Here is a 15666-nt window from a genome sequence, read left to right as displayed (position 1 = left end):
GTCAATCCCCACAAACCATGCGCAAACTTCTCCAACTCGCCGCTGTATTCCTCCTCACGGGAGCAGCGGCAACGCATGCGCAGATCACCAACCTCGACAACCTCGTCGCGCCCCCGCCCAAGCCACCTGCCCATCGCAGCCCCAACGCCACCGACGACCTGCAATGGCTCTGGCAGTTCGCCAAGCCCAGCCCCAACGGCCGCGCCGACGATCTCCGCGTAGATGCGCGCTTCCAGGCCCTGCTGCAGCGCTCCTTCAAGCAGCCGCAGGCGATGTGGGGACCGCCGGAGACGCATCAGCCTCTCGACACTGTCATCCCGCTCTTTCTCTCGCAGTACGGCACGGTCACGGCAGAACATAATCGCTATCTCAGCATGGACGGCTGCGTGCCCAGGTTCTGCCCTGCCCACGGCCTGCTGTGGATCGACCTCGGCACAGCGCATCCGTTGCTGGTCTTCGCCGCAGTCAACTGGACGACCGAAGGCCACTCCACCGATGAGGCCGCCGCCGACTACAGCCTGTGGCTCTTCCCCAACCGCACACTCGACGCCAACGCGCTTCCCCTCGAGCTGACCGAAAGTCTTGCTCACTGGGATGCACGCCTCGCCGAAGCGCACCGCCTCGTTCCTCACATCACGCACGCGCTCCTGGTCGAGCCGGATGGTTCGCCCTTCGCTCTCGACCCGCAACTCGCCGGAGCCAACACCCTCGCACCCCAACCCGACACCATCACGCCACACCCAGAAGACAAAGACTAGCCATGAGTACAGAGACAAACAATACGCCGCAAGTCGTCGCCCCCCGCACCATGTTCGAGAAGGTCTGGCAGCAGCACGTAGTCGCCGAGCCGGCCGGCGAACCGACGATCCTCTACATCGACCTCCAGCTCGTGCATGAGGTCACCTCGCCGCAGGCCTTCGACGGCCTCCGCCTCGCGGGCCGCAAGCTGCGCCGCCCCGATCGCCACATCGCGACCGTGGACCACAACGTGCCCACGACCTCGGTGCAGGACCGCCTCGTGATCGCCGACCAGATCTCCAACGCGCAGGTCAATGCGCTGCGCAAGAACTGCGCCGAGTTCGGCATTGAGTTCTTCGACGTGCAGGCGGCTGAGCAAGGCATCGTGCACATGATCGGGCCCGAGCTCGGCGCGACCAAGCCCGGCATGACCATCGTCTGCGGCGACTCGCACACCAGCACCCACGGAGCCTTTGGAGCCCTGGCCTTCGGCATCGGCACCAGCGAGGTCGAACACGTCATGGCCACGCAGACCCTGCCGCAGTCCAAGCCGAAGACCTTCCGCATCAACGTCGAGGGCGAGCTTCCTTACGGAGTTACCGCGAAGGACATCATCCTCGACATCATCGGCCGCATCGGCACCGATGGCGCAACGGGTTACGTCGTGGAGTACGCCGGCTCAGCCATTCGCGCACTCTCGATGGAAGGCCGCATGACCATCTGCAACATGAGCATCGAAGCCGGCGCACGCGCAGGCATGATCGCTCCCGACGAAACGACCTTCAACTACCTCAAAGGTCGCCGCTTCGTTCCCAAGGGTGAAGCGTGGGATCTCGCAGTACAGAACTGGGCCTCACTGATCAGCGATGAAGGTGCAACGTTCGACCGCGAGCTCCACATCGACGCTACCAAGCTCGCGCCCAGCGTCACCTGGGGCACCTCGCCCGGCATGGTCACCACCATCGACAGCACGGTTCCCTCCATCGACGACGCTCCCAGCGAAGCCGACAAGAAGTCCTTCTCTCGCGCGCTCGAATACATGGACCTGAAGCCCGGCACAAAGATCGAAGACATCAACGTCGACGCGGTCTTCCTCGGCTCCTGCACCAACGCGCGCATCGAAGACCTTCGCGCTGCAGCCAAGATCGTCGACGGCTATCACGTCGCCACCACGGTCCGCGCCATGGTCGTCCCCGGCTCGCAGTCGGTCAAGCACCAGGCTGAAGAAGAAGGCCTCGACCTGGTCTTCAAGAGCGCAGGCTTCGAGTGGCGCGAGCCCGGCTGCTCCATGTGCCTCGGCATGAACCCCGACATCCTGCAGCCCGGCGAACGCTGCGCCAGCACCAGCAACCGTAACTTCGAAGGCCGCCAGGGCCGCGGGGGCCGCACGCACCTGCTCTCGCCCGCAATGGCCGCCGCCGCCGCCATCACCGGACACCTCACCGATGTCCGCAACTGGAAGTTTCATAGCAAGGTTTCATAGCAGGGGTTGATCGTTTTGCCTTGAAGGGGACGGGCTTCAGCCCGTCCGTTAGAACACTCGCAGAGAAGGGGCTTCAGCCCCTGAGGGAATGAACATGACACCGATCAACATCATCACCAGCATCGCCGCTCCGCTGCCCTTTCCGAACATCGACACGGACCAGATCATCCCGAAGCAGTTCCTCAAGCGCATCGAGCGCACCGGCTACGGCGACTTCCTGTTCTTCGACTGGCGCTATGACCTCGAGACACCCGATCACGTCTCCGAGCGCAAGGACTTCGTGCTGAACAAGCCGGAGTACAAGGGCGCCGAGATCCTCATCGCCGAAAAGAACTTCGGCTGCGGCAGCTCGCGCGAGCACGCCGCCTGGGCGATCAACCAGTACGGCTTCCGCGCTGTCATCGCGCCCAGCTTCGCCGACATCTTCTTCTCGAACGCAGGCAAGAACGGCATCATCCTCTGCCGCCTCACCGAAGACGAAGTCGCAACCCTGTTGAAGCTCTGCACCGATAACCCGCAGCACAAGCTCACGATTAACCTTGAAGCCCAAACCGTCACCGACGAACAGGGCTTCAGCGCCCACTTCGACATGGACCCATTCCGCAAGCATTGCCTGCTGAACGGCCTCGACGACATCGGCCTCACGCTGCTGCATGAGAACGAGCTCGACAGCTACGAAGCAAAGCACAACGAAGAGTTCTGGGTAGCACCAAAGGCCCTGACCACCGCATAACCTCAACGGCCTTTGCTCTTGCCTTTGCTTTTCTAGTTGACCTTCCGAGCGCAGTGAGGAACCTGCTTCCTCCCGTTTTTCGCTCGTACCACCACCGCAACCCACGGAGAGAAAATGTCCAGCACCGGCAAGAAGAACAGCATCGTCCTCACCGAAGGCCCCTCGCGCGCCGCAGCCCGCGCCATGCTCCGGGGCGTCGGCTTCAGCAAGGAAGACCTGCACAAGCCCATCATCGGCATCGCCAACACCTGGACCGAGATCGGCCCCTGCAACTACCACCTTCGTGATATCGCCGAAGCCGTCAAGCAGGGCGTCCGCGAAGCCGGCGGCACCCCCATGGAGTTCAATACCGTCACCATCTCCGATGGCATCACCATGGGCACCGAGGGCATGAAGGCCTCGCTCATCTCGCGCGACATGATCGCGGACTCCATCGAGCTCGTGGCCCGCGGCAACTCCTTCGACGGCCTGGTCTGCATCGCCGGCTGCGACAAGAACATGCCAGGCGCTGTGATGGCTCTCGCCCGCCTCGACATCCCTGGCCTCATGCTCTACGGCGGCTCCATCGCACCCGGCCACCTGCACGTCGGTGCGGACGGCAAGACACCCGACGCCTCCGGCAAGACCGAGATCGACATCACCATCCAGCAGGTCTTTGAAGCCATCGGCTCACACGCTGCGGGAAAGATCAACGACGAGCAGCTCGAAGCCGTCGAAGCCTCTGCCTGCCCCGGCCCCGGCGCCTGCGGCGGCCAGTTCACGGCCAACACCATGGCGATGGCCGGCGAATTCCTCGGCATCTCGCCCATCCAGATCACCGGCGTCCCCGCCATGTCGAAGGAGAAGCACGAGGCCTCGCGCGAAGCCGGCAGGATCGTCATGGACCTCGCCCGCGCCGGTCTCAAGCCCTCGCAGATCATCACCCGCGAATCGCTGGAAGATGCCATCGCCGCCGTCTGCGCGTCGGGCGGCTCGACCAACGCCGTGCTGCACCTCATCGCCATCGCCAAGGAGCTCGACATTCCGCTCACGGTCGATGACTTCGACATCATCAGCGAGAAGACGCCCTTCATCTGCGATCTCCAGCCCGGCGGCAAGTACGTCGCCAAGGACTACCAGGCCGCCGGTGGCTCGCGCGTCCTCGCCCAGCGCCTGGTCGACAAGAATCTCCTGCACGGCAACACGCCCACCGTCACCGGCAAGACGATTCGCGAAGAAGCCACGACAGCCAGCGAGACTCCCAACCAGGTCATCATCCGTACGTGGGATAACGCGCTCAAGTCCACTGGCGGACTCGTCATCCTCAAGGGCAATCTCGCTCCTGAAGGCTGCGTCGTCAAGGTCGCCGGCCACGAGCGCATCCACCACACCGGCCCCGCACGCGTCTTCGACAGCGAAGACCTCTGCTTCGCCGCGATCAACGCAGGCAAGATCAATCCCAACGACGTGCTCGTGATCCGCTACGAAGGTCCGCGCGGCGGCCCCGGCATGCGCGAGATGCTCGCCGTTACCGCAGCCATCAAGGGCATCCCCGAACTCTCAGAGACCGTGGCCCTGCTCACCGACGGCCGCTTCTCCGGCGCAACCCGCGGCCTGATGGCCGGCCACGTCGCCCCCGAAGCCCAGCTCGGCGGCCCCATCGGCGCAGTGCACGAAGGCGACACCATCACCTTCGACATCCCGGGCCGCAAGCTCACGCTCAACGTGCCGGACGAAGAGATCGCTGCACGTCTCAAAAACTTCAAAGCTCCCGCACCCCGCTACAAGCGCGGAGTGTTTGCAAAGTATGCAAACTCCGTAAGCAGCGCGAGTGAAGGAGCTGTCACCACGTAGTCGTTGCACTTGTTTTTCTAGTTGTCATTCCGACCCTGAGCGTAGCCGAAGGGGAGCGAACCTGGTTCCTCCCGCTCTTCGTTAGTAGCAGCAAAAACACCGGGCCTCCGCCCTCGAGGTAAAAATGGCATTCATCGACAAGATCTTCGGCAAGCAACAAGCACCCCCACCGGAGCACGCCATTTTTATCTACCTCAACACTGTAGACCTGGACGAATCGATCTACAGGAGTTGCGACACGGTCACCCTCGATGGCCTTCTGACCAAAGCGCTCGGCGCTCACGGCATCGTCGAAGGCACAGAGACGCGCGCCACGGAAACAGTCCTGTTCCTCTACGGCACGGATTCCGAGAAGATGCTCTCGCTCATCAACCCGGTCCTCAACTCCTACCCGCTTTGTAAAGGCGCGAAGGTCATCCTGAGAGCCGGCCCATCCGGTTCTCCAGAACGCACGATCACTGTTTAGTTACCAAGCAACAAGATCAGGAACTTCGACACGTAACCCGCAGTAAAGGAGCAGAACGATGGCAAACAAATCACAGCAGCACCCCACCCTTACCGGAGCCGAGATCCTCTGGGCCACGCTCGCGGGTGAAGGCACGACAACCGTCTTCGGGTATCCCGGCGGCGCCATCCTGCCCATCTACGACGCTCTCCGCAAATTCCCGACCATCCACCACGTCCTCGTCCGCCACGAGCAGGGCGCCGCACACATGGCCGATGGCTATGCCCGTGCCTCAGGACGTCCCGGTGTCTGCATGGCCACCTCAGGCCCCGGCGCGACCAACCTCGTGACCGGCCTGGCAACGGCGATGCTCGACAGCATCCCCATGGTCGCAATCACCGGCCAGGTCTCCAGCAAGGTCCTGGGCAGCGACGCCTTCCAGGAGGTCGACATCACCGGCATCACCCTGCCGATCACCAAACATAACTTCCTGGTTACGCGCGCGGAAGATATCGCTCCCGCCGTCCGCCTGGCCTTCCAGATCGCGACCTCCGGCCGCCCCGGCCCCGTGCTCGTCGACATCACCAAGGACGCGCAGCAGGCCACCGCAATCTTCTCGTTCGAAGCGGCAAAGCCGGAAACCTATCGCCCACACCCGATGCTCAGGGCTGAGTCCTCCTCGATCCGTGAGGCCATCGAACTGATCAAGCAGTCGAAGAAGCCCGTCATCCTCGCGGGCCACGGTATCGTCGAGTCCGGCGCAGAGCGCGAGGTCATCGCCTTCGCCGAGGCGCAGCAGATTCCCATCGCCTCCACGCTCCTCGGCCTCGGTGCGATCCCTGCAGCCCATCCTCTCTCGCTCGGCATGATGGGCATGCACGGCGAGTCGTGGGTGAACAACGCCATCCAGGAAGCTGACCTGCTGCTGGCCTTCGGCATGCGCTTCGATGATCGAGTCACCGGCAACCTCGCCAGCTATGCGCCTACCGCCAAGAAGATCCACATCGAGATCGATCCCTCGGAGATCAACAAGAACGTTCGCGTGGATGTGGCTCTGATCGGCGACCTCAAGGAAGTGTTGCAGTTGCTGCTGCCACTGCTGCCGAAGAACACCGACACGAGTTGGCTGCGTGAGATCAACGCCAGCAAGGGCAGCGCCGCCGTACGCGACATCATCAACCTGCCCGACAACGGCCACCTCTACGCCGCACACGTCATCCACGACATCTGGCGCGAAGCCCAGGCCGCAGGCCGCCTCGAAGACACAATCATCGTCACCGACGTAGGCCAGCACCAGATGTGGGAGGCTCAATACTTCAAGCATGAGGCTCCGCGCTCGCTCGTCACCTCCGGCGGCCTCGGAACGATGGGTTTCGCGCTGCCCGCAGCCATCGGCGCAAAGGCTGCCTGCCCCGACAAAGATGTCTGGGTCATCGCCGGTGACGGCGGCTTCCAGATGACCGCCGCAGAGCTCTCCACCATCGTGCAGGAGGGCCTCGCGATCAACATCGCGGTCATCAACAATGGCTTCCTCGGCATGGTGCGCCAGTGGCAGGAGACCTTCTACGAGAAGAACTACTCGGCCTCCCCGATCCTCTCGCCGGACTTCGTCATGCTCGCCGCCGCGCACGGCATCGCAGCCGCAAACGTCAGCAAGCGTACCGATGTAACGCCGACGGTCACCAAGGCCCGCACCAGCGGCAAGGCCTTCCTCATCAACTTCCAGGTCGAGAAGGAAGACGGCGTCTACCCGATGATCGCCCCCGGTGCCGCGCTGCACGAGATGGTGCGCAGGCCCCAACACGATCCTCTGCTTGAGACGGCGGAGGACAAGTAAGTGACGGGGAAGCGCTCCAAAACGTGGCAACGGGTTTTGTCGTTGTTTGTTTTTCGTCATCATCCTGAGCCATCGGCGAAGGCCCCCCGCATTCGTGGCGCCATGGATGCACCGGTGACACCACAAAATGCGGGGGTCCTTCAGCTACGCTTCAGGATGACGACGAAAGACAAAGGCAACGCCCTCACACGCCTCGTCGCGCGCCGAACGATGGCTCTGGCCACATTGGCTTTCGCTGTAACGATTCCTGTGATCGGCTGCAAATCCACACCACCCCCAACCCCTACGTCCAAGCCTCAACAGGCACAGCAGGTGCAAGCACTTCCACGCCCGAGCATTCCACCCCCTGCCTTCAAAGTCTTCCATCACGACGACAGCAACTTCACCCTCGTCACCAAGGACAACGCCTCCGACGAGGAGATCGAAAGCCTGATCTGGCAGCTTCGCGATGCCGCGCATGCTCGAACATTCGACAAGTTGAAGATCAGCCAGAAACTGATCGACGCCCGCAAACCCATAGTCTGGTTTCACATCTACCGGGGCTCAAAATGCGCAAGCGAGAAGTACGCCGAAGGGTCGCCACCCTGCGGCGGCAGTTATCACGGGGCAGGTGATTACACCTACGGCGGCTTTACCAACCACGAACGAGACGCCGGAGCACTTCTCCACGACGAGAACCACGAACTGCAACTGTGGGACCCCGATACTCCTTACATTGCGCCCTCATAATCGGCTTTTTCTACACTCTACCCTCTACTCTCTACACTCTGAGGTCCTATGCTCCACACCTTCGTAGCTCTCGTTCAAGACAAGCCCGGCGTTCTCACCCGCGTCGCCTCGCTCTTCCGCCGGCTCAGCATCAATATCGTCTCGCTGACGGTCGGTGAATCCGAGCAGCCTGACACCTCGCGCATGACCATCGTCTGCGAGGCCCACGAGCATGCGGCGCATCGCATCCGCGCCTCTCTCTACAAGCTCGAGACCACCGTCCACGTAGACGAGGTCAACCGCTCCGAGGCTGTCGTGCGCGAACTCTGCCTCATCAAGGTCGCCGCCGGTCCCGAGTCTCCGCACGGCCTGCACTCGCGCTCGCAGGTCTTTGAACTCGCGCAGGTCTTCCGCGCCCGCGTCGTCGATCTCGCCCCCGAATCCATCATGCTGGAGATGACCGGTTCGGCCTCCAAGATCGAAGGCCTCATCCAGGTACTGCGCGAAAGCAACTACACCATCCTCGAAGTCTCGCGCACCGGACGCATGGCTATGCGCCGTGGCCACCACACCTCACGCGTACTGAAAGCTCTCGGGACCAAAGGCATTCCCGATACCACCGACACCTTCGACCCCGATGCCCTGCCCGAGGATGAGGTTTTGCCCACCGAGTTCGGAGAGCACGAGGCTTAAGCTTTTGTTTTCTAGTTGTCATTCCGAGCGGAGCGAGGAACCTGCTGTCTCCCGTTCTTCGTTCGCACCACCCCACCGCTCGCACCTTTCAACCCACGACATTCACCCTGACGAATCGCTAAACTAAACCTCACACTCGAAGAAAGAAGAAAACGACACCATGGCAAAGACCTACCACGACGCAGACGCAGACCTCTCCCTTATCCAGGCAAAGAAAGTCGCCATCATCGGCTACGGCTCGCAGGGCCATGCTCACGCCCTCAACCTGAAGGACTCCGGCGTCGACGTCCGTGTCGGCCTGCGTGCTGACTCGCCCAACGCCAAGAAGGCCAAGCTCGCCGGCCTCGAAGTCGGCACCGTTGCTGAAGTCTCCGCCTGGGCCGATGTCATCATGAACCTCGTTCCCGACCAGACCGCCTCCAAGGTCTATCACGCGGAGATCGAGCCGAACATGAAGCCCAACGCAACCCTGATGTTCGCGCACGGCTTCAACATCCGCTTCCGCACCATCACACCGCCCGCCGGCGTCGATGTCTCGCTCGTCGCGCCCAAGGCTCCCGGCCATCGCGTTCGTGAGGTCTTCACCGAGGGCGGCGGCGTCCCGGGCCTCGTGGCTGTCGAGCAGGATGCCAGCGGCAACGCGCTCGCGTTGGCTCTCAGCTATGCCAAGGGCATCGGCTGCACCCGCGCCGGTGTGCTCGAGACCACCTTCACTGAAGAGACCGAAACCGACCTCTTCGGCGAACAGGCTGTGCTCTGCGGCGGTACCGCGGCGCTGGTCAAGTGTGGCTTTGAAGTCCTGACCGAGGCCGGCTACCAGCCCGAGCTCGCTTACTTCGAGGTGCTGCACGAGCTCAAGCTCATCGTCGACCTGATGTACCGTGGCGGCCTCGAGTACATGCGCCACAGCATCTCCGACACCGCAGAGTGGGGTGACTACGTCGCCGGCCCGCGCATCGTCACCGCCGACACCAAGAAGGCGATGGAAGGCCTGCTCGCCGACATCCGCTCGGGTGAGTTCGCGAAGAAGTTCATCGCGGAGAACGAGACCGGACGCCACGAGTTCGCCCGCATCCGCAAGCAGGAAGCCGCACACCCGATCGAAAAGGTCGGCGCCGAACTCCGCAAGGCAATGCCCTTCCTCGATCCCGTCAAGGTTCAGGACGGCAACGTCGTCAAGGCATAAGCACTCGTAAACCCCGCCGTAAGAAAAGAACCAGGTTTCGCCGCAACTTCCGTGGCGAAACCTGGTTCTTTTCTTTGTGTCCTTTGCGTCAAGCTTTTCGATACCCTGGGCAAAGATCAAACGTCACACAGCAAGACACCTGCCTTTAATTCCTCTTTGAGGTTCCACGTGAAGACTCTTTTGCTTCTTCTCAGCCTTAGCCTTGCTTCCGTAGCCCACGCGCAAACCACCTGGAAAGGTCTGAGCTTCGGCGAGAGCCGCGACAACGTCCGTGCCGCGCTCGCCGCGCAGAACTTCGACGTCGAGACCAGCCAGGAAGGCTCGCTGCAATCGGTCAATGACTACCAACTGCTTCTGCCAGGCATGAAGAATGCCCTGCCTCTGCGTGCGGACTTCCGCTTCACTAGCGCCGGGGGCCTGATGGACATCACGCTCTCGCTCGACCTCGCCGCTATGAGGCAGGGCTTCCCCAATATCGCTGGGGAAAATGCGCTACTTGCCTTCGCCTCCGCCAAGCTCACACGTGCGCTCACGGACAAGTATGCTGCGCCCATCAGCAAGCAGGCTGGCTGCGGTGCGGATGCCTGTACGATCAACTGGCGCGATCCCGGCCAGTCCGTCGAGCTGAACTGGCTGACCCATGCTCCGAAGCTCTTCATCCGCTATCAGATGCTCACACCTGACCTGTAAATCGTTTGTATAAACGGACTCACTAACATCCACATACCCTGCTAAAAGTCTGTCGAACCCAGGAACTCGCTGCTATGCTGGCCGCATGCGCTATCTACTTGCCGTGCTTCTGCTAGCAGCAGCTACCCTGCGCCCCTTAGCCGCACAACCCGCGGCTCCCACGCCGGCGACAGACACGCTCTCCTCGCTCGACTTTCTTCTCGGCTCCTGGGCCGCAAAGACCGACGCCCCCGCTGGTACGGCTGGAGCCAATGCCAACGGGACCTACGCCTTTCGCCGCGACCTCGACGGTCACGTGCTCTCCCGAACCAGCTCCGCTGACTCCTGCAAAGGCCCGCAGAACTTCGACTGCACCCACCATGATCAGCTCACTATCTTTGCCGACCCGCATGGCCTTGGCGCGTCACATAACACCTCGCTCTTTGCTCTCTATCTCGACAGCGAAGGCCACGTTATCTACTACACCGTCTCCACACCCGATCCGCATACCGCTGTATTTTTATCCCAGGGGCCTCCGTCCGCACCAAAATTTCGTCTTACCTATCACCTTGAAGGCATCGGGCCCAAAGCTGTGATGAGCGGCAAATTCCAGCTGGCTGCGCCTGGAAGCGATGACTTCCACTCGTATCTGGAGTGGTCGGGGACAAAGATGTAGAACTCGCCGGAACCTTTGCCTTACCCAAGGCGTACAAGCTCCATGCGCCCCCTGCAGCTTGTTCTCACCACTGTGCTTGCTTGTTCCCTGTCACCTCTGACCGCACAGCAATCCGCAGCCCCAGCCGAGCAGGGCCTAACCGCTGAAGCCATCATGGCTCGTGTCGCCGTCAATCAAGACCAATCCGAGACCCAGCGTGCTCACTACGTCTACGTGCAGCACGCTCACGTCACCTCTCGCAGGGGCAAGACCCTCATGTGCGAAGAGACCACCGACTCCCGGGTGACGCCTTCCGGCAAAGGCTCCCAACAAGAGCTTCTCAAGCTCGACGGCCGGCTGCTAGCTAAGCACAAATATGTGACCTACACCCACCTGCCTTCTCCAAAGGGGGACGGCAAGCCGCCAGTGGATGCCGATCACGAAAGCCTCACGATCGACACTGGAGATGACACCACGGACCGCGACATCGTCGAGAATATGCGCTCCAACCTCATCGCTAACGACAAGTCGAAAGACGGCATCAGTTCGGGCCTCTTTCCTCTGACCACAAAGAGTCAACAGGACTACCAGTTCAAGCTGCTGGGTCGCGCGCCACGCAACGGCCACGATTGCTTCCATATCGAATTTCATCCCAAGGACAAGGACGATTTCGGCTGGAAGGGAGACGCGTACATCGATGCCGTCTCCTACCAGCCGGTGCTCGTCCGGACAGTGATGGCACGCAATATTCCCTTCGCCGTGCGGACGCTGCTCGGAACCAGCGTGCCCGGCCTGGGCTTCACCATCCTCTATGCCCCGCAACCGGACGGCGTCTGGTTCCCGATCAGCTTTGGAACCGAGTTCAAGCTGCATGTCCTGTTCTTCTTCAGTCGCGAGATCGTCATCGACGCCCAGAACCGCGACTTCGAGAAGACCCATGTCAGCTCAAAAATCATCGGCGGCGGAGACCTCGTACAGTCGCCAGAGAAGCCCTGAATCGCTTCGGACCAGCAAAGAAAATCGCTCCCTAAAGGGAGCGATTTTCACAACTTACACACAGGAAACTCACCCGTTTTAGGTGGTAACAATCTCTACTCCACGCCAGAAGGCGACGTGGTGTTTTACGGTCTTGGCCGCCGGCTTCGGATCGGGATAGTACCAGGCCGCATCGGGGTTCTCCTGGCCATCTACGAGCACCGTGTAATAGCGTGCGCGACCCTTCCAAGGGCAGTTCGAACTCGTCGAACTGGGCTTCAGAAAGGCACGATTTACAGTCTCTTCCGGAAAGTAAATGCTGCCTTCAACCGTTTCGATCTTCTCGCTCTCCGCGAGAGTTTGTCCGTTCCAAATTGCCTTAGCCATATCCGCCTTCCAATCGTATCAATCAGATGCAGCAGGCAGGCCCCGCCTGCATCGCTGCAAATAGGGAACTCCTGTGCCGCGGTCAAACCGCGTACCCTTTACGGTTATAGCATAAATATATTGGAAATGGAAGTATCGACCAAAACTCCTACGAAACTACATAGAATTCAGGCCGGGTTTAGAAGCATTAAAGCCTTAATCAGGCCATTGCCTCGACCAGGGTCTTCGTCTTCTCCGGATCGGGCTTCGTCAACTCCGCAGGAGCTTCCTTCAGCTTGGGCGGTCCAATCTTCTTCTCGAAGCTGCACTCCGGCGTCGTGGGAGCCTCCTCTTCCTTGGCTCCCTTGCGAGGCCGGCGCTTGGGCAATGCCTCGCGGTTGTTCGGGCAGATCAGGAATGTGCCCTCGCTGTTCGCGTACTCCACCAGGTAGGCCGAGTCGCACTTCGGGCAGGTCTCGTTTACCAGCCTCTGGTTGCTGGTGAAGTCGCACTTCGGATACCGCGTGCAGCCGTAGAAGAGATCGCCACGCTTGTTCTTGCGCACCGCCACTTCGCCGCCGCACTTGGGGCAGGGCACGTCCAGCAGCTCCTGCTTCACGTACTTGCACTTCGGATAACCCGAGCAGGCGACGAACTCTCCATACTGGCCGTCGCGCTGCAGAAGGGGCTTGCCGCACTTCGGGCAGGGCTCTTCCAGTACGACCGGCGGCTTCGACTGAACCTTCTGCGTGAGCTTACGGATCGTCTTGCAGGGTGGGTCTTCGTTGTAGCCGGGGCACGCCATGAACGGTCCCCAGGGTCCGTTGCGCAACACCATCGTGCGTCCGCAGTTATCGCAGAACTCGTCTTCCTGCTCGCCGTCCGCCTCGGGAGAGTTCAGGTCGGGCTTGGCGGAGAAGTTCTCCTTCGTAAAGTCGCAGCTCTCCGGCTCTACTACCAGCTTCACGCTCTGCTTCTTGCCCAGCGCCGCGGCGCGCTGCAGCGACTCCATCAGGGCTGACTTGTCCGCAACCTCTTCGGAGAACTCAGCGACATCGTCGTTCATCGCCTTGACGCGCATCGGGAACTGGAATGTGTCGAGCACCTTCTTGACGGCAGCCTTGGGGTCCTTCTTGAACGGACCCTGTGCCACCGTGATGGGTTTAGCCTTGGTGAAGGCCGAGCAGGAGTAGAAGCTGCCGAACTTGCCCCACTTGAGCACCAGCGGACTGCCGCACTTGTCGCAGATCTCCTGCGTCTCCAGCTCCATCCGCTTGATGTCTTCCATCTGCGTCTCGGCGACCTTCAACTCCTTCTCGAAGTGGCCGTAGAAGCCCTTGAGCAGGTCGGTCCACTTCTCCGAACCCTCTTCCACCGCGTCCAGTTCGCCTTCAAGCTGCGCCGTATAGCCGGTCTCGAAGATGTACGGGAAGTTCTTCACCAGCAGTTCGGTGACAACCATGCCGATCTCGGTCGGGACGAGCTTCTGCGCGAGCTTCTTGACGTAGTCGCGCTCCTGGATCGTGTTGATGATCGAAGCGTAAGTCGAAGGCCGACCAATGCCCTTCTCTTCGAGCGTCTTCACTAGGCTCGCTTCGTTGAAGCGTGGCGGTGGCTGCGTGAACTTCTGCTGCGGATCCAGTTTGATCTTCTCGAGGTTTTGACCGTCCTTCAACTCCGGCAGACGACGCTCAGAGGAGCTCTCCTCCGAGGTCGCGTCCTTCGACGCCTCAGCCGCGCTATCGCCATCGGCGCTGGCGGCAGCGGTCTTCTTCTCCTCCGCAATCGCAGCGGCAGAAGCCTTTGCGTCCCGTGCAGCACGGGCCTTCTTCGCCTCTTCGTCGAACCTCAGGAAGCCGTCGAACTTGAGAATGCTTCCCGTGGTGCGGAAGTCATAGCTCACATCCGCCTTGGCTTCAATGTCCACCGTGGTCTGATCGAAGATCGCGGGCGTCATCTGGCTGGTGACCGCACGCTCCCAGATCAGTTTGTAGAGCCGGTACTGCTCGTCGGAGAGATACTTGCGCACCTCATCCGGAACGAAGCTGATGCTCGTTGGGCGAATCGCCTCGTGCGCATCCTGGGCATCTTTCTTGCTCTTGTAGACGTTCTCTTTAGCCGGCAGGTAGTTTGCGCCGAACTTCTTCTGCACCCAGTCGCGAATGTCCTTGACGGCATCCGGACTGATGCGGGTGGAGTCGGTTCTCATGTAGGTGATGAGACCCACCGTACCTTCCGAACCAAGCTCGATGCCCTCATACAGCCGCTGCGCCACGCCCATCGTACGGCGTACGTTGAAGCCCAGCCGGCCTGCTGCCTGCTGTTGCAACTGGCTGGTCGTAAACGGAGCGCGCGGGTTCTGCCGGCGCTCCTTCTTCTCGATGGAACGTACGCGCCACGTCGCCTTCTCGAGCTGCGACATCACCTCATCGACGGCTTCCTTATCGGGCAGCGCGTTGGAGAGAAACTGCTCCTTGCCTTCGGCATCCGTTCCGTTCGACACCCGAATCGGCAGGCCCTTCACACCCACCATGCGTGCCGTGAACTCCTGCCCATTCTTCTCGGGAGCGAGTACAGCATCGATGTTCCAGTACTCCACCGGGTTGAACGCGTTGATCTCACGCTCACGCTCCACGATGAGCCGCAGCGCGACGGTCTGCACACGTCCTGCGCTCAGGCCGCGGCGAACCTTGTCCCACAGCAGCGGAGAGATCTGGTAGCCCACCAGGCGATCGAGTACGCGCCGCGTCTGCTGTGCATCCACCAGATTTTCGTCTACCTCGCGAGTGTGCTCAAACGCCGCCTTCACGGCCTTCTTCGTGATCTCGTTAAAGGTCACGCGACGCATCTTGCTCTTGTCTTTGATCGACGGCAGTAGCTGAAATTTCAGATGCGCGGCAATGGCCTCGCCTTCGCGGTCAGGATCGGGCGCCAGGAATACGGCATCACTCTTGGCCGCCAGCTTCTTCAGGCGGTCGACGATCTTTTCCTTGCCGGGCGAAACGATGAGCGTCGGCTCAAAGGTCCGCAGCTTCAGCTCCACGCCGATGTCGTTCTTCGGCAGGTCCATGATGTGGCCGATCGAGGCCTCTACCACGTAGTCGCTGCCGAGATATTTCCCAATCGTCTTCGCCTTCGCCGGCGACTCTACGATCACTAGATTTTTTGCCATACTGCACACCTATTCAGAGACGACCGGCCGAAGCCCCGTCTCCGTTTCCAATTCCATTGCAAACTAACACGTATTGCCAAGGCCAAGTCAAACCGGCCAAAACGATGCTACCCCGGATCACTCATACGCAACCCTACACGCAGATGTTCTGTTGGACGTGTTAACGTATCCAC

Annotated in this window: 14 protein-coding genes; 12 read left to right on the top strand and 2 right to left on the bottom strand. The window is 61.1% G+C overall.

Features of this window, described 5'->3' with window-relative positions; genetic code table 11:
• Positions 1-17: 17 nt before the first annotated feature.
• From ACIX8_RS06130 to ACIX8_RS06075, 12 genes are all read left to right on the top strand, one after another.
• A complete protein-coding gene (locus ACIX8_RS06130) occupies positions 18-758 on the top strand; it encodes a hypothetical protein (RefSeq protein ID WP_014264460.1) in 741 nt (246 codons plus the stop codon).
• A 2-nt stretch (positions 759-760) separates the two neighbouring features.
• Entirely contained in the window at positions 761-2221 is a 1461-nt protein-coding gene (gene leuC / locus ACIX8_RS06125; RefSeq protein WP_014264459.1) for a 3-isopropylmalate dehydratase large subunit, read from the top strand.
• Positions 2222-2315: 94 nt separating this feature from the next.
• Positions 2316-2954 carry a 3-isopropylmalate dehydratase small subunit gene (leuD, locus tag ACIX8_RS06120; protein WP_014264458.1) on the top strand — a complete coding sequence of 213 codons (639 nt, stop codon included), beginning with the start codon at positions 2316-2318 and terminating at the stop codon, positions 2952-2954.
• A gap of 114 nt (positions 2955-3068) precedes the next feature.
• A complete protein-coding gene (gene ilvD / locus ACIX8_RS06115) occupies positions 3069-4787 on the top strand; it encodes a dihydroxy-acid dehydratase (RefSeq protein WP_014264457.1) in 1719 nt (572 codons plus the stop codon).
• Between the two features lie 124 nt (positions 4788-4911).
• Positions 4912-5253: a hypothetical protein gene (locus ACIX8_RS06110; protein WP_014264456.1), complete on the top strand. Its 342-nt coding sequence runs from the start codon at positions 4912-4914 to the stop codon at positions 5251-5253.
• 58 nt (positions 5254-5311) lie between these two features.
• A complete protein-coding gene (gene ilvB / locus ACIX8_RS06105) occupies positions 5312-7069 on the top strand; it encodes a biosynthetic-type acetolactate synthase large subunit (RefSeq protein ID WP_014264455.1) in 1758 nt (585 codons plus the stop codon).
• 36 nt (positions 7070-7105) lie between these two features.
• Positions 7106-7798: a hypothetical protein gene (locus tag ACIX8_RS06100; protein WP_150110504.1), complete on the top strand. Its 693-nt coding sequence runs from the start codon at positions 7106-7108 to the stop codon at positions 7796-7798.
• A 48-nt stretch (positions 7799-7846) separates the two neighbouring features.
• On the top strand, positions 7847-8470 hold the full coding sequence (gene ilvN / locus ACIX8_RS06095; protein ID WP_014264453.1) for an acetolactate synthase small subunit: 624 nt from the start codon (positions 7847-7849) through the stop codon (positions 8468-8470).
• Positions 8471-8630: 160 nt separating this feature from the next.
• Positions 8631-9656 (top strand): ketol-acid reductoisomerase, encoded by a 1026-nt coding sequence (ilvC, locus tag ACIX8_RS06090; protein ID WP_014264452.1) that lies wholly within the window; start codon positions 8631-8633, stop codon positions 9654-9656.
• Between the two features lie 168 nt (positions 9657-9824).
• On the top strand, positions 9825-10346 hold the full coding sequence (locus ACIX8_RS06085) for a hypothetical protein (RefSeq protein ID WP_014264451.1): 522 nt from the start codon (positions 9825-9827) through the stop codon (positions 10344-10346).
• Between the two features lie 85 nt (positions 10347-10431).
• Positions 10432-11001 (top strand): hypothetical protein, encoded by a 570-nt coding sequence (locus tag ACIX8_RS06080; protein ID WP_014264450.1) that lies wholly within the window; start codon positions 10432-10434, stop codon positions 10999-11001.
• Positions 11002-11043: 42 nt separating this feature from the next.
• The gene (locus ACIX8_RS06075; RefSeq protein WP_014264449.1) at positions 11044-11976 is read left to right on the top strand and encodes a LolA-like protein; all 933 of its coding nucleotides are present in this window, start codon (positions 11044-11046) and stop codon (positions 11974-11976) included.
• A 78-nt stretch (positions 11977-12054) separates the two neighbouring features.
• Here the strand turns inward: ACIX8_RS06075 and ACIX8_RS06070 are convergent, their stop codons facing one another.
• Positions 12055-12342 (bottom strand): DUF427 domain-containing protein, encoded by a 288-nt coding sequence (locus tag ACIX8_RS06070; RefSeq protein WP_014264448.1) that lies wholly within the window; start codon positions 12340-12342, stop codon positions 12055-12057.
• Between the two features lie 199 nt (positions 12343-12541).
• Positions 12542-15493, bottom strand: a complete 2952-nt coding sequence (gene topA, locus ACIX8_RS06065; protein WP_014264447.1) for a type I DNA topoisomerase — start codon at positions 15491-15493, stop codon at positions 12542-12544.
• Between the last annotated feature and the right edge of the window lie 173 nt (positions 15494-15666).

It is taken from the genome of Granulicella mallensis MP5ACTX8 (assembly GCF_000178955.2).
Classification (GTDB): domain Bacteria; phylum Acidobacteriota; class Terriglobia; order Terriglobales; family Acidobacteriaceae; genus Granulicella; species Granulicella mallensis.
Note: the sequence above shows the minus strand (reverse complement) of the source record. Positions and strands in the feature narration are given on the sequence as shown.